Consider the following 19,725-nt stretch of genomic DNA (forward strand, 5'->3'; position numbering starts at 1 on the left):
GAGTAGGGGTAAGTTTTTTTATCCCTCATACAAAGTTACATCTTGATTTGATATTATTATATTAACATCAAGTCATATTTGTTGTGTTCTTTTTTAAATTTTTTAATTTTAATTTTTAATGTATTTCCCAGAGAATATTTCACAAGAAAATCATTTGGTAATTCACTTATATGTAATAATCCAAAAAAGGGTGTGTCTACTATCGAACATATCATTCCATAATGTTGAATGTTTAAAACAGATGCTTCATAATCTCTATCTTTAGATAAATTAGGTCTGGTATTTGTTTTTATGTTTTTATCAAAATCATCTATATCAGAGTTAACTTGATCAAAATCAATAGGTGTAAAATCAGTATCTATTATTTTACCTACAATAAATGAAAAATTACTGTTATAATATTTTTGTAAATAACTTATAAGATTTCTTGAATGTAGTGATACGGATTGTATTGATAAATGTGCATACTCTCCATTTCCTGAAAGATTTGTAACAATTTTTTCTGCTAGAATATTATCTCTATACCACATATCTTCAGCAGCAGACGCTAAATAGTCAATATTTCGTATAATTTCATAATTCGCACAACCTGTTGATGTAATGGTTATTAGGTCTTGTTTGTTGAAGAAATCAGGGTTTAATGATTCATTCTCTATTAGATTGAATCTTAAAAAATATTTTAATTCTTCAATAATTCTGTTTTCATCGTGTCCAAGGGCATTTAAGAATTTAATTAGTAGATCTGTTTTTATGTAGCCCGTTAAATTTTTATGTGCATCAGTTGAAAATCGATTATCAAACAAGTATTTTAAAATAGAAACTCTAACAAACGGATCAGGAATTTCATCGCTAGGAACACTGAAAAATAAGTTTTTTATTCTTGAATTTGAATCGGTATAATATACTTTATTACCTCTGATAAAAACTTTACTTATTAAATGATTAGGAAGTACATATTCACTTTGAGATTTAATTATTTTTGTGATTTCAGCTTCATTTATATGGCCGCTTTTACAAAAATCTAAAAATATTTCAATTCCGTTTCGGATATTTCTACCTGCAAATCCTGAAATAAGCTTTTTGAAAAAATTATTATTAAATAAGGAACTTAGAATACTTTTTAAATATTTTTCTTCATCCTTCGAAGGGTATTTTACTTTTATGCCATTACTTAAATAATAAAAGCCATCTCTATTATTGTTACATAATTTAGAAACATATGATATTCTCGATGAAAGAACTTGTTCTAAATTTGGAGGATTTATTTTGAAGATTAAATCTTTTACAACGGTATCCAGTGGTTTATCATATTTATGATTTTCATATGTTGTATCCCGAAGAGGTAAAAAAACTATTGTTTTTATATTATCTTTTAACCAATTGGCTACTTCAAACATTAATAGTTGTTCTTCGATATTTCTTTTATCACAATTATCTAATACAATCACTAGTTCTTTGTTTTTTTCGTTGATTAATCTTAGAATAAGTTTTTCTAGTGTTAAATCAATATCATTTTGAAACCTTAATAAATTTTCTGCTAATAATTCTCTGTATTTTGTATCAGTTTCAATGAATAATGATAAGACACCTTTTTTTAGTGAACTAATTTCTTCTTTATATAATTCCAGAATAAAAGATAAACTATCAAGTTCAATATCATTAAAATTATTTTTAATATTATCTATAATAGATTTTTTTATCCATTTATAAATTTCTTCTTTATTTACTGGAGCGTCATTAAGATTTAAATTAATCCAATGAGTCGTGTCTCTAATTTGTTGATCTAAGGCTACCTCTTTTAAATATGTTGTAAATGTTGATTTACCAGATCCAACGCTGCCAATTAATAATAGTACTTGGTTATTAAGAGTTTTAGGATTGTCAAATTTATTTATAATTTCGGAAGGATTTTCAAAGTTTGAAATCAAAATTCCATCATTATTGAAAATTCGTTGTCTTATAATATTATCGATTGGTGAAATATGTGATTCAACTTTATTCAATTTTACGTAAGCATTTATTACAATATCTTTTTTTTCTATTTCAAGCTTCGGATTAAAGAGATGTCTATATTGAATCGAAATATTTTCTCCAAAAGAATTACTGGATTCTAAATTTCTAATATTTTTTCCACCTAATAAATTTATTGGATTTTTGAATTTAGCATCAGTACGTATTTTTGATCTAAAATTTCTTGCATTAGTTTCTAATCTATTATAGTTGAACGTATTTAAAAAGTTATCAAAATCTAAATTAGTATTAATCCAATTAATTTTGTCAATTTTAAATTCAGGAGTACTTGTATCGCTAGTTCCTGCAAATAATCTATTACCATCAGATGCAATAACTAATTGACACGGATTAACATTTTTTGGAAATTCCCTATTTATTTCATTTGCATATAAGCATGCTTGTCTATATGCTTCATCTAGATTTTCATTTGGTTTTTTGACTTCCACAATAAGTAACGGAACTCCTAAAATTGTTATTGCAAAATCGGGATAATATAATTTTTGAGAAGTACCTTTGTCGATTAAGATTTTTTTTAGACTTGCTTTGGTTTGAATATGATAATCTTCTAAGCCAAGGCCGTTTGGCAATGTATTTTTTAAAAGAGGTAGAATTATTTTCATTTCTACATCGCTTTCTGTAAAATGATTGATATTTGTCATAGATTATTAATTATTTGTAATTAAAGTTAACTAAAAAAAGACAGAAGTATTTATATATAACTATTTTAAAATTATTTCAAAAAGAATAAGATTATAATAAAATGATTTTTTGGGAAATAATAATTTTGAATTTATATTTTAAAAAATTATTATTTTAATATCGTTTTGAGAGAAAAATAAAAAAACTCAAAGCACCCGATAAACCGGATACTGCAAATGCGCCTTCTCATAATATGCAGAATGTTTGTAAATCCATTCTAATTGTGCTTCAGGACTTTTAGCAAATGTTGCGTCGTTTTGTTTTTTAGATTCTAATTCCGCTTTCAATTGCGGGTTTTCTTTTAGCAGTTTTGCAGCAGTATCTTCAAAAACATATTCAGAATAATGTTCTTTTTGCTGTAAAATAGCGTCAAAGAAATTCCAATTGAAGAACGAATCCACACCTTCCGGTTCAAAAGCTTCCAATAAATATTTTGCGCCTTTTTGATTTGTTGGCACAAGGTAATCTCCTTTCGCGAAAGCAACTTTTACGATTTTAGAAGTTATCGTTGTGTTTCGATGTATATAATGCCCTTCATAAGCGGATGGAGCCGTTTTGAAATCAGCGATTTTATAACTTTCAACCTCAACAATTGTGTCGTTTTTTAGTTGAGAATAGGCAATTCCGTTATTTTTCAAAAGATCAATGATGTTCCAGTAACCACGTGGAATGATATAAGCGGTTGGAATCACAACTTCTTTAACCGATTTGAATTCTTTGATGTACGGAACGTCTTTTTTGTACGGTTTGCTTCGATCATAGTACAAACGGTCTCCGGTTGTAGCATCACTTTTTTTGTACCCCGCTTCATAGCCTAAAAAGGAGAATTTAGTGGTTTTGGTACTGTCCATTTCCCACTTCAAAGTATAAGACTTTTTAGGTAGATATTGTGCTTCGTTTTTTGCTCTAAGCTGTTTGATTTTTAAATAATTCGCCTCCATGAAGTCAATTGTCGATTTCATGTATTCGTAGGTTACTTTTACACGATCGGCATACTTTTTAAGCATGTGCGTTTCAACTACAAAACCGATTGTATTAAATAGTGAAGTATAACCCGTAGTATACCTCGGACTGTCTGTAAACTGGCCAAAACCTTTGTCCGGTGTGTCTTTAAAAGAATCTACATAAGGGGTTGTTTCAATTTTTTTATTTTGTAAATCTTTCACTAAAGCCGGCATCATTTCGGTATTCATAAAATCACCCAAAACGGTTCCCAGTTTATTGTGTTGCGTCATAATATACGTTAGCTTGTATTGATAATCTGATCCGTTACTTACGTGATTGTCAATAAAAACATCAGGATTTGTTTTCTGGAAAATTTCGACAAAACTTTTGGTATTTCGAGTGTCGGACTTTATTAAATCCCTATTTAAGTCATAGTTTCGGGCATTTCCGCGGAAACCATAAATTTCCGGACCATCCTGATTGGCTCTTGTCGTTGAGTTTCTGTTTAAAGCACCTCCAATATTATACACCGGAATCGTTACAATAACCGTGTTTTTTGGCGCTTTAATTTTTCCTAAAGCCAAATCTCTGAACAATTGCATGGTGGCGTCAATTCCGTCCGGTTCTCCGGCGTGGATTCCGTTGTTGACAAGAAGAACAGCTTTGTTTTTTTGAATGGCGTTAAAATCAAATGCCGCATCCGGATTGAAAGTAATCATGTGCAAAGGATATCCCGAGTCTGTCAACCCCATTTCCTGCATTTGAACCGTTGGAAAATCTTGGGACAAAAGAGTGTAGTACTTTATAGTTTCGTGATAATCGGCCGCTTGATTTCCATTGCCTTTTTCGAAAAAAGTATCGTATTTTTTTGTGTTTTGCGCGAAAATTGTAAGGGTGAAAAGTAAAATGGGAATTGTGAAAAGTCTCATGATTTGGGTTTTTAATAGGAGTCAAATATAATTATTTGTTGTAAATGTTTTAATGCTTTTGTAGTTATCAGGAGTGTTTCTTTAAAATTTAATTTTCCGAAATTGAATCTGGACTAGTTGTTTGTTTTAAAACTGTACCACTTGCATAGTCCAAAGTTGAAGTAGTTTTGAAAATGCAATACTGCAGTAAACAAAATTTCAAAAATTATGGAAACTAAAGAACAATTTTCATCAAAAGATTTTCACCAAACTTTTGCCCGACCAACATTTGTGAAACCGGAAAAATTAATTCACAGAAATGTAGAAGATGCCGGAGTACACAATCAATTTTCTACCGAAAGAAAACACCCGGTTTTTTTCGTTGATCTTCCCAGTAAAAATGTAAGCATGACAATTGGAGGTTTGTTACCGGATCAGATGACAAACAGACACAGACATACTTATGAAACCGTATTGTATGTTATAGAAGGGCATGGATACACAGAAGTTGAAGACGAAAGGGTAGAGTGGAAGGCCGGAGATGCCGTTTATATTCCGAGTTGGGCATGGCACAGACATAAGAACCTGAGTAGTGAAGCGTCTGCAAAATATATCGCTTGTGAGAACGCACCGCAACTTCAAAATTTGGGTGTTGCCTTGAGAGAGGAAGAGGGAAGAGATCTTTAACAAGCTAAAAAAACAAATGAAAAATAACTTATTTAAAGGCATTATAGCTTATCCGATTACTCCTTTTGATAAAGAAGAGAAAGTAGATATTTCGTTGTATAAAAAACTATTGGAGCGATTGCTTGTTTCAGGTTCACATGCAGTTGCGCCATTAGGCAGCACGGGTGTAATGCCTTATTTGACAGACGAAGAGAAAGAAGCCGTTACGGAGGCAACCATACAACAAGTCAAAGGCAGGGTTCCGGTTTTGGTTGGAGTATCAAACTTAACGACCGAAAGAACGATTTATCATGCGAAATTTGCAGAGAAAGCAGGCGCCGATGCGGTCATGATTATTCCGATGAGTTACTGGAAATTATCGGATGATGAAATTGTAAAACATTTTGATACTGTGGCAAAACAAATAACAGTACCAATCATGGCGTACAATAATCCGGCGACCGGAGGAGTAGACATGTCACCGGCCTTGCTTAAAAGAATCCTTGAAATTCCCAATGTTACCATGATAAAAGAGAGTACGGGAGATGTTCAGAGAATGCATTATTTGAAAAGAGAACTGGGAGACGATGTGGCATTTTATAACGGCTCAAATCCGTTGGCATTGGCTGCGTTTGCTGCCGGGGCTACGGGATGGTGTACGGCAGCACCCAATTTGATTCCCAATTTAAATACGGATTTGTATAATGCGATTCAGAATAATGACTTGAATGAAGCTCAGAAGGTGTTTTACAAGCAATTAAATCTTTTGAAGTTTATAGTGAATAAAGGTTTGCCAAGAGCGATAAAAGCAGGTCTGGGAATTCAAGGAATCGATGGAGGTTTTTTGAGGAGTCCCTTGAAGCCATTGACTGAGAGTGAAGTTAAGGAGTTGGGATTGATTTTGGAGGAGGTTTAAAAAGATTCAGGTTTGAAGTTTCATGTTTCAAGTTTCAGGTTTAAAAGTTTGAAGTTTGAAGTTTGAAGTTTCAGGTTTGAAACGGGGGTGGATTTGGATGGCGTGTTTAACCGCAAGGTTCGCAAAGGTTTTTCGCAAAGGCGCAATGCTGTGCTTAAGATGTTTTTTGACTTCGTTTGGGTGATCTTTGATTTGACTCAGAGAGAGCTTCGGCTTTGGTCAGGACGCCCTTCGACTTCGCTCAGGACTATACCGTATGTCAAGCTGAGCGGAGTCGAAGCCTTTTACGGAAAACCTGAAACCTGAAACTTCAAACCTGAAACCTGAAACATGAAACTTGAACCTTCAAACTTGAACCTCCAAACCTGAAAAAAAACTTTACCCCCATAAACAACACTATTTTGTTTACTTTTGCAAAATGAATAAAAAACACCATTCCAATAATATACTTTCGAATTTAGGTATTGAGAGCCTGAACGAAATGCAGGAAGTTGCACAAGATGCAATTCTTAACGATAATAATGTTTTACTGCTTTCTCCAACGGGATCGGGAAAAACACTGGCTTTTTTATTGCCGGTTTTAGAATTATTGCAGCCTGAAGTGCTTTCGGTTCAATGTTTGATTTTGGTTCCTTCTCGTGAATTAGGATTACAGATCGAACAGGTTTGGAAGAAAATGGGGACTGATTATAAGGTGAATATCTGTTATGGAGGTCACTCGATTGACACTGAAATTAAAAATTTAAGTAATCCACCGGCTGTTTTAATCGGAACTCCGGGGAGAATTGCAGACCATATAGAAAGAGGAACTTTCCGAATGGACAAAATTCAGACTTTAATTTTGGATGAATTTGATAAGTCATTGCAATTGGGTTTTCATGAGCAAATGTCTTTTATCATTGGCAAGCTAACGAAATTAAACAAACGTGTTTTGGTATCGGCTACTTCAGATATTGAGATTCCGAGATATACCCGCGTGGTTAATCCGACCGTTTTAGATTTTATTCCGGAGGAAGAAGAAAAAGCCAATCTTTCGATGAAAATGGTGGTTTCTCCTGCGAAAGATAAATTAGGGAGTTTATTCAATTTAATTTGTTCTCTAAAGTCGCAATCGGCTATTGTTTTCTGTAATCATCGTGATGCCGCTGAACGTATTAGTGATACATTAAATGAAAAAGGAATTTACTCAGTGTATTATCATGGCGGAATGGACCAGGATGAGCGTGAACGTGCTTTGATTCAGTTCAGAAATGGAAGTGTGAGTTATCTGATTACAACTGATCTGGCTGCCCGTGGTTTGGATATTCCGGAAATGAAACACGTTATACATTATCATTTACCTTTAAAAGAAGACGAATTTACCCATAGAAATGGTCGTACGGCACGTATGCAGGCTTCGGGTACGGCTTATATACTCATTCACGAAAGTGAAAAAAAATTAGATTACATCGATTACGGAATGGATGTTTTGAATGTTGAAAATACAACAACACTACCAAAACCACCTGAATTTCAAACAATCTACATTAGCGGAGGAAAGAAAACAAAATTGAATAAAATTGATATTGTGGGGTTCTTTTCGCAAAAAGGAAAACTGGAAAAAGGAGATCTGGGATTGATTGAAGTAAAAGATTTTATTTCTTTCGCAGCAGTAAAATATAACAAAGTGACAGAGCTCCTTAAGAATATTAAAGAGGAGAAAATGAAAGGGAAGAAATTTAAAATTGAAGTAGCCAGAAAGGTAGTTAAGAAAGAAGAAGAGCGATAGTTTTTTTGAATTTGAAGAACTTTTTGTAAAGCTTTATCTCTTAAATAAGTGTGGTTTTTGAGTTTAAATTATTGATTATTAATCTGTTGTGGTTCGTTTGTTGAGGAATGAAAAGCTTTTGAACAAAATCAACAATTTAATGTTAATAAAATAGCAGTTTTAGAGGTAATTTTTCCTAATTTCGGCGTTTAATAATATAAGTAAAAATTAACCCCAAATTCATTATGAAAAACATTATTACCCTTGCCCTTATGCTCTTTAGTTTTGTTTCGTTTGCGCAAATTAAAGTCCTTGAAACTGTACCAGTTGAAAAATTGGGAAAAGTAAATAACAACTATATTCAAAAAATTGGAGATGAGTATACGGTTTATTACACTAGTATTCAAAATGAGGACGAATCGTCAAGTTTAAGAAAGTTTACTTTCAAAAACGTAAATAACGATTACACTAATTTGTACAATATTATTTTAAATGGTTTTACAGCAAGCCCTTTATATGATATCAAATTAGAGTTGCCAAACAATTACATTTGGTTGCACTACACAGGAAGTGTTCTTCCGGAAAAAGCGACTGTTCAGTTTATGGTTTCTACTAAAGATGCTTCTTCTGCAACTAGCAGTGTTTCTGAGCCATTCGTTAAAGATCAGATTAATAAATTGTTTCAAAAATAATTTGTTAGCAGACACTATATTAAAAAGGCCGTTCAGTTTTCTGAACGGCCTTTTTTAGTTTTCAGTCGCAGTCGCAGTTTACAGAAATGTACTGAAACCGAAGACTGCGACTGAAAACTTATATCTTCTTAACGTACTGTGTGATAATTACAATCTGTTGTCCGTCTACTTTTCCTTCAATGTATTCGGCATTTTCATGATCTAAACGAATGTTACGTACAGCAGTTCCTTGTTTGGCAACCATGCTGGATCCTTTTACTTTTAAATCTTTAATTAAAACCACAGAATCTCCGTGCTCTAAAATTACGCCATTACTGTCACGGTGAATTAGTTTATTTTCGTCCTCTTCACCTTCTCCTGTTGCTTGTGCCCATGCCAAAGTATCTTCGTCTAAGTACATCATGTCAAGCAATTCTTGCGGCCATCCTGCAGCACGCATACGACTTAACATTCTCCAGGCTACGACTTGTACAGCAACATTCTCGTTCCACATACTGTCGTTTAAGCATCTCCAGTGATTTAAATCGACATTATCCGGATTTTCGATTTGATCTATACAAGTAGTGCAAGCGAATATACTTTCATCAATTCCGCCTTTTTGTGTAGGTAAAACGGTATATACTTTTAGGTTTTCGGTTGCGCCACAAAGTTCACATTTCGATCCGCTTCGTTTGTTTAATTCTCTTTCTATGCTCATTTTTTGTAATTTATTTGTAGAGACAAAATTACCTTTTAATAGCTTTGCTTACAAATTTATGTTTTTAGGTTTTTTACTTTAGATTATTTCTGCACCCTAACAGCATCCGGAACCAACATTTCATACTCGCCACCATTTCGCAATACGTCACGAACAATACTGGAACTGATATAGGATGTTTTGGCTGCTGTCAGCAAGAATACGGTTTCTATTTTTGAAAGACGTCTGTTGGTATGTGCAATTGCTTTTTCGAATTCGAAATCGGCTGGGTTGCGCAACCCTCTTAAAATAAAGTTCGCTTTTAGTTTATGACATAAGTCGATGGTAAGACCTTCATAGGTAATAACCGTTATTTTTGGTTCGTCTTTGAAAGTTTCTTCAATAAATCGTTTTCTTTCTTCCAATGAAAACATGTATTTTTTTTCAGCATTAACACCAATCGCAATGACAATTTCATCAAACAGAGAAATTCCTCTTTTGATAATGTCTTCGTGACCTAGTGTAATGGGATCAAATGATCCGGGGAATATGGCTTTTCTCATTTTTTTTGAGGTTCTGAGTTTCTAAGATTCTAAGGTTCTGAGTTTTTGAGGTTCAGAGGTTTTTATTTTGATTGTGGAGTTTCTAGTATGATGTTTTCTTTTTTGAAATGACAATATTGAGTTATTTTAGTTTTTTTACGTTTCTAAAGAATACACCTTTCGTTATTTAGATAATAAGCATAGAATAGCTTAGTTGCGATCTATTTGATAAATTATATTTTTGTCATAGAGGTCTTTCAAGTCTTGTTTTGTAAAATTTTGTGTTTTATTATAATTCTTATCAATATTAATGTCATTAATACCAGTATAATTATCTACTTCCATATCGTTAAGATAATACCAACACTATCTTTTGATACTGATTTTACTTTCAAAGTAGTATAATGTCCGTCATTGTTTACAAGGCAAATATCACCGGTTAAAGGGCTTTTAATGTAATTTTTTTCGGCTTTTTTTGCCTGAATACCTGTATAAATACCAAATGAGAGTACAGACATTAGAATGATAGAACCCGTATATTGCCATAAAGGGGTTTTTACGGGATTCTTTTTATATTGTTTCTTGAAATTGTCCTTAATATCAATTGGTAATTCTTTTAATTTCCATGTTTTTTTACAATGATCACATTCGACTATTATTGTACGTTTTATTAGGTGCAGCAGGTATAATAACAATATTTACGAAACCACCATAAATTGAAAAATTTAACCCGTTTTTATTATTACAGTTTGGACATGAAGCATTTTCAATCGTTCCTGTTTGTAATTGTTTTATGTTACGGCCTATATTTATTATCATATATTCTGAGTTTATTTTCTTTTTTGATTGATTTTTTTGTGTGATTTGCTCTAAGGGTCAAGAAAGCTATCTTAGCCAGGCTTTACTCGAAATAGCAATTCAGGTTTTAAAAAAAAACTAAAAAAGGTTCCGAAATCTTAGTAACTTAGAATCTCAGAACCTCAGTAACTTTTTTAAACTAACGCCAGCTCAATCGCATTGGTGAATAAATCTTCCAGAGAGATTCCCGCTGCTCTGGCTTGCTGTGGAATCAAACTTTCTGTTGTTAGTCCCGGAATGGTGTTCATTTCGAGCATATAAGGCTCGTTGTCTACGATAATGAATTCGCTTCTGGAGAAACCTTTCATTTTTAAAACTTCGTAAGCACGTTTGGCTGTTTCAGCTACTTTTTGAGTTAATTCGTCTGAGATTCTTGCCGGTGTTATTTCTTGTGATTTTCCTTCGTATTTGGCCTCATAATCAAAGAAATCATTATCAGATACAATTTCTGTAATTGGTAAAACTTTAATTTCACCTTTATAATTGATTACACCAACCGAAACTTCTGTTCCGTCAAGGAAACTTTCGATGATGATTTCATTGTCTTCTTTATAAGCTACCTCAATAGCAATTGGCAATTCGGCGGCGGTTTTTACTTTTGAAATTCCGAAACTTGATCCTGCTTTGTTTGGTTTTACGAAACAAGGTAAACCTACTTTTTTTACAATTTCTTCGGTATTGATAACATCGCCTTTATTTAGGTAATAAGAAATGGCTGTTTTGATTCCGTATGGTTTTAAAACCGAAAGTAAATCACGTTTGTTGAAGGTAAGTGCAGATTGGTAATAATCGCAGGAAGATTGTGGAATGTTTAACAATTCGAAATAAGCCTGCATTAATCCATCCTCACCCGGAGTTCCGTGAATGGCATTGAAAACACAGTCAAAAGTAATTTTTTGCCCGTTTACAGTTACGGAGAAATCATTTTTATCAATTGGAAATTCAGCTTCATTTTCGTCTACATATACCCATTTTTCTTTGAAAATATGAATACGAAAACCAACGTATTTTGTTTTGTCAAGATATTGGTGCACAACATTTCCGCTGATAAGAGAAATTTTATATTCGCTTGAATATCCGCCCATGATGATGGCTATGTTTTTCATTTTTTTATGTTTAGTATGTTTTGTTCGTTTTTTTGTTTCAAGTTTCAGGTTTCAAGTTCGACAATTTTGTGAACTTTGCGTGAAATCTTTGCGGCCTTTGCGGTTAAATTTTAACGTAGCGTTTTTTTACCACTTTCTTGTTTTAAACAAAATTATCATTTTTTTTGAAACGAAATAGGTTTATCTTTGCCACAACTAAAAATAATTTTATGAGTTTACGTAAGTATTTAACAAGCCGTGTGTTCTTTTTGCAAGTATTAGGTGCGGCTGCTATTATTGCAGTTTTGGGTTATTTGTTTATGCATTGGTTGACTTTTACAACTGATCACGGGCATGAAATCGCTGTTCCGAATCTATCTAAACTAACCGAAGAGCAAGTAGAAGCAAAATTAGACGAGCTGGACTTAGATTATGTGCTTTTGGATAGTGTTGATTACCGAAGTGAATTTCCAAAATACAGTGTAGTGGAGCAGGATCCATTGCCTGGAACAAAGGTAAAAGTTGGTAGAAAAATATATATAAAAATTAATGCTTCCGGATTTTCGTCTGTTCGAATTCCGGATTTAATAGAAAAAACGTATCGTGAAGCAGTTCCTACGCTAAAGGCTTTAGGACTTGAAGCAGGAACAATTACCTATATTCCGAATCTTGGAAAAGATATGGTTTTGGAAATGCGTTACAAAGGAAGAAATTTAAAAGTAGGTGACCGTGTATTGAAAGCTTCTAAAATTGATTTGGTTTTAGGAGACGGAAAAGCAACGTATGCAGATGACAGTCAGGCGACAGATAGTTTAGCTGTGCCACCAACTGAAACCCCAAAAGATGAACAATAATATTGAAAATTTAGATCTGGAAGACGAATTATTCGAACATTTCAGATTTGAAGTCCCTAAAGGTCAAGCGCTCTTGCGTATTGACAAATATTTAATGAATTTGATTCAGAATGCGACTAGAAATAAAATTCAGAACGCAGCTACTGAAGGAAACATTTTTGTAAATGATATTCCGGTAAAATCAAATTATAAAGTAAAACCATTAGATGTGGTAACCGTGATGTTATCGCACCCGCCTTTTGAAAATCATATTCTTCCGGAAGATCTTCCGTTGAATATTGTTTATGAAGATGATGCTTTGTTGTTAATCAACAAGGAACCGGGGATGGTAGTACATCCGGGTCACGGAAATTACACCGGAACCTTGGTGAATGCTTTGGCACATCATTTTGATAATCTGCCAATGAATAGCAGCGAACGCCCTGGTTTGGTTCACAGAATCGACAAGGATACTTCAGGACTTTTGGTTGTAGCCAAAACTGAAGCTGCCATGACACATTTGGCAAAGCAATTTGAAGCCAAAACTTCTGAACGTGAGTATATCGCTCTTGTTTGGGGTAATGTAGCGGAAGAAGCGGGAACGATTGAAGGAAATCTGGCCCGACACTTAAAAGACCGTATGCAAATGGCTGTTTTTGCTGATCCTGAAATCGGGAAACCTGCAATTACACATTATAAAGTGTTGGAACGTTTTGGTTATGTAACGCTTATTTCTTGTAAATTGGAAACAGGCAGAACACACCAAATCCGTGCGCACCTGAAACATATAGGACATCCGTTGTTTAATGACGAACGTTACGGGGGGCATTTGATTCTGAAAGGAACCACTTTTACAAAATACAAACAATTTATAGACAATTGTTTCAAAGCATTACCACGTCAGGCGTTGCATGCTAAAACACTTGGTTTTGTGCATCCGACTACGGGAGAAATGATGCGTTTTGATACCGAATTACCGCAAGATTTTCAAGATTGTATTGAGAAATGGCGCAATTATGGAAAAACGCATAATATGGAAGACGAAGAGAATTAATTAGATAATTTGTCAATTAGAAAATTAAATAATTTTGTAATATAAAAAGCTCCTATTGGAGCTTTTTTATTTAGATACTTTTTACAATAAAGTCGGTTATTTTTACTTCTCCATTTGTTAAGAGACCCAATTTTCCATGTTGGCTTAAATTGCTTTTTTCTAGGGAACATTCCAGTTTAGTGTCATTATCCACAGAAAAGAATAATTGATTGTTTAAAACCCGAATTTTGACCGAATACCAATGATTATTTTTTAAGCTGATTGATTTGGTAAATAAACTTGGTCCGCCACGTTTGTCGTATTCGTTACTTCCTTTGTTGTAGGTGCCTCTGCCAATGACGATATTCTGATCAATCTGATAAAGGTAAGTTCTGATGTATTTATCCTGATCGATATGGAGCATTATTTCAAATAAAGATTCTTTTGTCATATTGACTTTCAAATCAATTTCGAAATTTTTCGGAAGTTGTTTTTTAGATTCCATAACACCCCACACCATAGGACCTCCGGTACCCATTAAGGTATCTTTTTGTAAAGACCAACTTTTTGAATTTTGCTTCCAGTCGGATTTAATTTGTGCTGTTTTGGTTAATTGATATTCTTTTTTTGGTGTTGAAATTACGCTGGAGCAAGAAATTAGTAATAAGGACAACAGGAAGAATATAAGGTATTTAAATGTCATAAGTTTGGTTTTTAATTCAATTTCAGCATGGTATTTTCAATCCATCAAGCCTTTTTTTGTAGCTCTGTCAATTTCGACGAAGGAGAAATTGCACTCTCAAATCAATAAAGATTGGCGATTTTCTATGCGGAATTCCTTGTGTGATTTCTCCTTCGTCGAAAGGACAAATGACGTTTTTTTTAGTAAACCAAATTTTTAGATCCAATTTTTTACACCTGATCCTTTTTTTAGGCAAGTAACGCAAAGTAAATTTAAAATGAACTTACATTACTTATATGGTTTAAAAATATACTTTTACTTGATTATCAACTTTTGCACCGGATGCTATTTTACTTTTCCAATCGAACCTGTTGGTGTCGGTACCAATTCAAATACGGAGGTAGGAGCGAGGCCTGATTCGATGCGGTGCGAAACGTAGATGATCGCCACGCTGGTTTCCTGTTTTATGGTATTGATAAGCTGAATTACCAGATCTACATTTTCGTCGTCTAAACCTTCGACAGGTTCGTCCAGAATTAATAATGGCGGATGTTTTAAAACGGCACGAACAATCAACGCCACTCTTTGCTGGCCGATTGACAGTTCTGTAAAACGTTTGTTTTTTAATGGACTCATTTCGATTACTTCAAGCCATTGTGCTACGTTTTGCTTTTGAAAAGTTGTAGGTTCTGTATATAATCCGATAGAATCGAAGAATCCGGACAGTATCATTTGTTCTAAAGTGTGGCCTTTTTGAAACAAATCGGTCATCGAAGTGGTGAAGATTCCGATTTGTTTTTTAATGTCCCAGACACTTTCTCCCGTTCCTTTTTTTCTTCCAAATAAAAATAAATCCTGACCAAATCCTTTTGGATTGTCTCCTGTAATTAAAGAAAGAATAGTGCTTTTTCCGGAACCATTAGGACCGATAAGTTGCCAGAACTCACCCGGTTTTATGGTCCACGAGATTTGATCTACAATTTTTCTTTCTTCATAACTTACCGAAACGTTTTCCATTTTTATTAATATACTTTCGTGAAAGGAATGCGGTTCTATGGCTTTTGGAATTGAAGTAGTCTGTAACGTTTTAAAATGGTTTTCGACTTTTGATAATGGATGTAAGGCAAATGAATTGTCCATAATTTGAGCTTTATTCGGAACAAAATCAAGAACATCTACATATCGATTAACCAATTGAATAATAGCAATACTATCGGTCAGCTTTTTTAGAGATTCCGCCAAAACAACACGGGAGGCCTGATCTAAATGATCAAAAGGATTGTCGAAAATGATGAAATCAGGTTTTTGATTGATACAGTATCGAAGAAACTCTTTTTTACGCTCGCCCGAAGAAAAGGTTCGCAATTGTCGGTGCGAATCCGGAGAAGCTTCTACAATGTCGTATTGGTATTCTTTTTCAATAAATTTCTCTATCGCCATGTCGGAGAAAAGAATGCCTTTCTGGTCTTTAAAAACGGCCAGTTCTCCTTCAATAGTACCGGAAAGTAATGTGTCAATAAAAGCTTTTTTGTTTACTTTATTTGATAAAAGGATATCCCAATGCTGCATTTTTATTTCTTAAAAGATTAATTGTTTTCTTTGGTTGCCATCGGACGATCGTTACGTGACCATTCGCTCCAGGAACCTACGTATAATTTTGGAATCGGAATTCCGGCATAATCCATTGCTAATAAAGTATGACAAGCCGTAACGCCCGAACCACAATGGACTATTGTATTTTCGGGTTTTGCAGGACCTAAAACTTCAGTATATTTTTTTGCTAATATTTCAGCAGCATGATAAAAGCCATTTTCGTCTAAGTTTTCACTAAAAGGAACATTAGTGGCTCCCGGTATATGTCCTGCGATTAAATCCAGGGGCTCTGTGAGACCATCAAAACGATTTTTATCTCTAACATCAATAACGATAAATTCGTCATTATTTCGAGCCGTTTCAACTTGGTTTATGTCCGCTAAACCCAATTGCCATTCTTTAATCGGATAATTTTCTACGGTGTCAAAATGTTCAATTTCTGAACTTATTGGAAAGCCACTTTTGATAGAAGCCTGTAAACCACCATTTAAAACTTGTACTTTTTCATGTCCGACAGCTCTGAGCATCCACCAAAATCTGGCGGCGGCATTGGAGCCGTTTTTGTCATCATAAATTACAACATGGCTTGAGGGTTGAATTCCAAGGTTTGATAGTGTTTTTGAAAATTTCTCAAAAGAAGGTAAAGGATGTCTTCCACCGTTTGCAGGTTCGGTTGTGATCGTGGCTAAATCGTGGTTTAAGTCAACGTAACCGGCACCTTTTAAATGCTCTTTTTTATAATTTTCTTCCGCACCGATTCCGGCTCTCGCATCTATTAGGATGATTTTTTGAGAAGCATGTAATTCCAGTAGTTCATTGGGATTTATAAGAGGCGAAATTTTAGTTGACATGGCTTTGGCGTTTTTTGGTTTTATAAAGGATTGAAAATTGGCGATTTGTGTTCGGTGCTTCCTTTTTTTGCCACGAATTGTATGAATTGGCGCGAATTGAATTTGTTGGTTTGTTTGGTGACTGAGGTTAACTTGGGATTTTTTCGATCAGGATTTCATTATCTGATTGATCAAAATAAGTACAGGTCATTTCGACTATATCAACACGCCATTTTGCAATACCACATTGCGCACAATGGCCGCAGAATGTTATATAATCGGTTTCACCATACTGATGTTTTACCAAAAACTCAATAAAAAGTTCTTTGTTCGGAAAAGGGGCAACTTTAATTTCGGCATATTTTTCATCAGCAGTCACATTGTAATTATTTACGCCGTAATATTCTACATGACCGTCGTGCACAAAAGTATCGTATCCTTTAACACCCAGAATAATTAAGTCTTGTATATAGTTTGGAAAATCGGCACCCGATTTTACTTTAGAATGCGCTTCTTTTATTTGTTCGATTGTAAACATATTGTCAGTTTTTTAAGATTGCTATTATATTTCAAAAATACGATTAATGGATCAAAAAACGGATTCCGTTTTTATTATCTGATCGAATTTGAATTGATACTTATAAAAGTAAAGAGAACCATTTTTAAAACAAAGAGTAAAATGCTAAAGTTATCTGAAAAAGCAAAGGACTGCGAATTACCGTGACTTCTAATTTTTGTAGGTTTCTTTTTAGTTTCGTTTAATTTGAAGTTAACTTCTTGATTTTTAAAATGTTGTATTTTGGCGATGAATAATGCACTTAAAAGGATATTTTTTTTAAATAGCAAGGTTTTTCGTAAATTTAATAGTAGAATGTTGTAAGCTAAAATTGATATTATGAAAAGAACAATACTTCTATTCCTGTTGACAGCCCCTACATTTGCCCAGGAAATCAATACATTTGATTTTGCCGTTATAAACTCAACCTTAATTTCACCCAATATCGATCTTGATAAAGGACGTAGTGTTGTTGCGGGCAATGAAAATCAATATTCGACTTACTTTCAGTACGCCTTTACGATGTGTGAGGACGATGTTATTTTGGGAGCTGGCATCGATAAGTCTGATATTGATCGGTCTTATGTTGGTTATATCGGTAAGATATGTGAAAAGTTCAGAGCTACAATCGCTATAGGTTACTTAGAGTCGAGGAGTGGTTATGACGGAACATTTACGGGATTTAGTGTGTCGTGGCATTTTAAGGAGAACACTTTTATTGGTGGTAGTCTCGAGAATCTGCATTCAACAAGCATTAGTTATGATACCGATGAAAGTTCCGATTATTACAGAAAGCTGGTTCCAAAAGTTTTTGCGAGTTACGAAATTATCCCACATGTGATTGTTTTTGGTCAGTTAAGCAGCAGAGTTAATGATATTGCTTTAAAATATCAGAACGATGGTTTCGCGGCGGGAGGGTTTTATTCCGGTCAGGGAGAAGAAGGAATTTTTGGAACGGTAAACTTTGGTCGTTTTGCAGTTTCCTGCAGTACAACTTTTGATAAAGTAAATTTTGGATTGAAGTTTCAATAAACTAACAACGTCTTGCACAAGAAAATTTATTTCTAACGCAAATCATTTCTTTAACGTGACAACCTGTTGCGGATAAGGGATATCAATATTGGCCTCGTCAAAACGTTTTTTGATGCTTTGCAATAAATCGCAATACATAATAAAACCGTCCGTAGAGTTTTTTGCCCATGCCCAGGTTTTTATATTGACACTTGATGCACCGAGTTCAACTACTCTTGCATTAACTAAAGGCGTGTTTTTCTTTTTTTCTTCGGCAGTTCGATTATCAATAGAAAGGGGATGTTTGCTGACTTCCTCTTTCATGATTTCCAGCGCTTTTTCGATATCCGATTCGTAACCGATACCAATTTGGATTATTTTGCAACACTTGGTATCGTGCATGTTGGTGTTTACAATAATTTGATTGCTAATGATCGAATTAGGAATAATGATTCGGTTGTTTTCCGCATCTTTCAGAACGACCTGTCTTAGATTTATATCTTCAACGGTACCTACAAAATTGTTGATGGTAATTTTGTCATTGATTCGAAAAGGCTTAAAAATTACAAGAAAAATACCGCTTACAATGTTACTTAACGCTTGTTGCGAAGCCAAACCGGCCACGATCGAAATAACGCCGGCACCTGCCAAAAAAGAATGTCCGATAATTTTAAATTCCGGAATTTGTATTAAGGCAAATGCAAATCCCAAAATATAAATAACCGTAATGATTAAGTGTTTTAAAAACTTAAAACCTGTCGCATCGTATTCTTTATCGCTGAGTTTGCGATAGAGAAACATTTTTAAGGCTCTATCTGTAATGGCTCCCAAAACGATGGTTACAATCACTATAATAGCGACAAAAATGCCTATCCTAAAATCTGTTATATAATCAATCATTCGTTGTAAATAGGAGCTTATTATTCGTCGAAATTGTCGTAGTAGGTAAAATCTTTTGTGATCAAACCGTTTTCAATTGTAAAAATGGTACAAATCGGAAGTTCAAAAGTTGAATCGTCTTCGGCAGTTCCGGAAGACACAAATTCAACGATAACATTATTTTCGCCTGAAGGATAGATCTGAATGACTTTATCAGTCAAATCCGGAAACATCTGATTTAATTCGCTGTATTTTTTTAGGGTTTCGGCACGAGTTTGTTTTACAATCCCTGTTCCTAGTGACGGGTCTTTAAAATCGGCAGTCGGGGTATACATTTCGGATATTTCTTTCCATTTGTGGTTGTTGAAATGCTCGAAATATTGTTTGACTAAGGCTGTATTTTTTGACTCCATATTTTGCGGTTTTTGGTTGTTACAAGAGATTAAAATTAATAGTGTAAAAAAACTTAAGATTGCTTTTTTCATAGTTATCGTTTTAATTATGGTTGAAACATTCGTTTAACTGTAAGCACAAAATGGAGTCAATTTATTACATAGGAGT

19 protein-coding genes are annotated in these 19,725 nt (G+C 34.0%); 7 read left to right on the forward strand and 12 right to left on the reverse strand.

The window, feature by feature from the left end:
* Positions 1–56 precede the first annotated feature (56 nt).
* Positions 57–2,672 (reverse strand): type I restriction endonuclease, encoded by a 2,616-nt coding sequence (locus LNP23_RS13590; RefSeq protein WP_230001609.1) that lies wholly within the window; start codon positions 2,670–2,672, stop codon positions 57–59.
* A 186-nt stretch (positions 2,673–2,858) separates the two neighbouring features.
* On the reverse strand, positions 2,859–4,586 hold the full coding sequence (locus tag LNP23_RS13595; protein ID WP_230001610.1) for a M14 family metallopeptidase: 1,728 nt from the start codon (positions 4,584–4,586) through the stop codon (positions 2,859–2,861).
* A gap of 207 nt (positions 4,587–4,793) precedes the next feature.
* Here LNP23_RS13595 and LNP23_RS13600 point away from each other — a divergent pair, with 207 nt between their 5' ends.
* The 4 genes from LNP23_RS13600 (at position 4,794) to LNP23_RS13615 (ending at position 8,586) form a co-directional block, all read left to right on the forward strand.
* Complete coding sequence (locus LNP23_RS13600; protein WP_047775967.1) at positions 4,794–5,252, forward strand: cupin domain-containing protein; 459 nt, start codon at positions 4,794–4,796, stop codon at positions 5,250–5,252.
* Between the two features lie 16 nt (positions 5,253–5,268).
* Complete coding sequence (locus tag LNP23_RS13605) at positions 5,269–6,147, forward strand: dihydrodipicolinate synthase family protein (protein ID WP_230001611.1); 879 nt, start codon at positions 5,269–5,271, stop codon at positions 6,145–6,147.
* Between the two features lie 418 nt (positions 6,148–6,565).
* Positions 6,566–7,915 (forward strand): DEAD/DEAH box helicase, encoded by a 1,350-nt coding sequence (locus LNP23_RS13610; RefSeq protein ID WP_047775963.1) that lies wholly within the window; start codon positions 6,566–6,568, stop codon positions 7,913–7,915.
* Between the two features lie 224 nt (positions 7,916–8,139).
* Entirely contained in the window at positions 8,140–8,586 is a 447-nt protein-coding gene (locus tag LNP23_RS13615; protein ID WP_047775962.1) for a hypothetical protein, read from the forward strand.
* Positions 8,587–8,704: 118 nt separating this feature from the next.
* On the opposite strand, the gene LNP23_RS13620 is transcribed toward LNP23_RS13615, so the two are convergent.
* From LNP23_RS13620 to LNP23_RS13635, 4 genes are all read right to left on the reverse strand, one after another.
* A complete protein-coding gene (locus LNP23_RS13620) occupies positions 8,705–9,283 on the reverse strand; it encodes a PhnA domain-containing protein (RefSeq protein ID WP_230001612.1) in 579 nt (192 codons plus the stop codon).
* A gap of 83 nt (positions 9,284–9,366) precedes the next feature.
* Positions 9,367–9,825, reverse strand: a complete 459-nt coding sequence (gene coaD / locus LNP23_RS13625) for a pantetheine-phosphate adenylyltransferase (RefSeq protein WP_047775957.1) — start codon at positions 9,823–9,825, stop codon at positions 9,367–9,369.
* Positions 9,826–10,139: 314 nt separating this feature from the next.
* Positions 10,140–10,499: a hypothetical protein gene (locus LNP23_RS13630; RefSeq protein ID WP_230001613.1), complete on the reverse strand. Its 360-nt coding sequence runs from the start codon at positions 10,497–10,499 to the stop codon at positions 10,140–10,142.
* A 297-nt stretch (positions 10,500–10,796) separates the two neighbouring features.
* On the reverse strand, positions 10,797–11,768 hold the full coding sequence (locus LNP23_RS13635) for a D-alanine--D-alanine ligase (RefSeq protein ID WP_047776301.1): 972 nt from the start codon (positions 11,766–11,768) through the stop codon (positions 10,797–10,799).
* Positions 11,769–11,977: 209 nt separating this feature from the next.
* Here LNP23_RS13635 and LNP23_RS13640 point away from each other — a divergent pair, with 209 nt between their 5' ends.
* Complete coding sequence (locus LNP23_RS13640; RefSeq protein WP_047775955.1) at positions 11,978–12,601, forward strand: PASTA domain-containing protein; 624 nt, start codon at positions 11,978–11,980, stop codon at positions 12,599–12,601.
* The gene (locus tag LNP23_RS13645) at positions 12,591–13,634 is read left to right on the forward strand and encodes an RluA family pseudouridine synthase (RefSeq protein ID WP_047775954.1); all 1,044 of its coding nucleotides are present in this window, start codon (positions 12,591–12,593) and stop codon (positions 13,632–13,634) included. Before LNP23_RS13640 ends, LNP23_RS13645 begins: the two co-directional genes overlap by 11 nt.
* A 70-nt stretch (positions 13,635–13,704) precedes the next feature.
* Here LNP23_RS13645 and LNP23_RS13650 read toward each other — a convergent pair whose 3' ends face one another.
* From LNP23_RS13650 to LNP23_RS13665, 4 genes are all read right to left on the reverse strand, one after another.
* Positions 13,705–14,316 carry a hypothetical protein gene (locus LNP23_RS13650; protein ID WP_230001614.1) on the reverse strand — a complete coding sequence of 204 codons (612 nt, stop codon included), beginning with the start codon at positions 14,314–14,316 and terminating at the stop codon, positions 13,705–13,707.
* Between the two features lie 324 nt (positions 14,317–14,640).
* On the reverse strand, positions 14,641–15,864 hold the full coding sequence (locus tag LNP23_RS13655; protein ID WP_230001615.1) for an ATP-binding cassette domain-containing protein: 1,224 nt from the start codon (positions 15,862–15,864) through the stop codon (positions 14,641–14,643).
* Between the two features lie 17 nt (positions 15,865–15,881).
* On the reverse strand, positions 15,882–16,739 hold the full coding sequence (locus tag LNP23_RS13660) for a sulfurtransferase (RefSeq protein ID WP_230001616.1): 858 nt from the start codon (positions 16,737–16,739) through the stop codon (positions 15,882–15,884).
* A gap of 127 nt (positions 16,740–16,866) precedes the next feature.
* Positions 16,867–17,256 carry a DUF1398 domain-containing protein gene (locus tag LNP23_RS13665; protein ID WP_047775941.1) on the reverse strand — a complete coding sequence of 130 codons (390 nt, stop codon included), beginning with the start codon at positions 17,254–17,256 and terminating at the stop codon, positions 16,867–16,869.
* A gap of 357 nt (positions 17,257–17,613) precedes the next feature.
* Here LNP23_RS13665 and LNP23_RS13670 point away from each other — a divergent pair, with 357 nt between their 5' ends.
* Positions 17,614–18,306 (forward strand): hypothetical protein, encoded by a 693-nt coding sequence (locus tag LNP23_RS13670; protein WP_230001617.1) that lies wholly within the window; start codon positions 17,614–17,616, stop codon positions 18,304–18,306.
* 42 nt (positions 18,307–18,348) lie between these two features.
* Here the strand turns inward: LNP23_RS13670 and LNP23_RS13675 are convergent, their stop codons facing one another.
* Entirely contained in the window at positions 18,349–19,185 is an 837-nt protein-coding gene (locus tag LNP23_RS13675) for a mechanosensitive ion channel family protein (RefSeq protein ID WP_047775938.1), read from the reverse strand.
* Between the two features lie 20 nt (positions 19,186–19,205).
* The gene (locus LNP23_RS13680; protein ID WP_230001618.1) at positions 19,206–19,649 is read right to left on the reverse strand and encodes a nuclear transport factor 2 family protein; all 444 of its coding nucleotides are present in this window, start codon (positions 19,647–19,649) and stop codon (positions 19,206–19,208) included.
* Positions 19,650–19,725 lie beyond the last annotated feature (76 nt).

This window comes from Flavobacterium cupriresistens (genome assembly GCF_020911925.1).
In the GTDB taxonomy this organism is placed as follows: domain Bacteria; phylum Bacteroidota; class Bacteroidia; order Flavobacteriales; family Flavobacteriaceae; genus Flavobacterium; species Flavobacterium cupriresistens.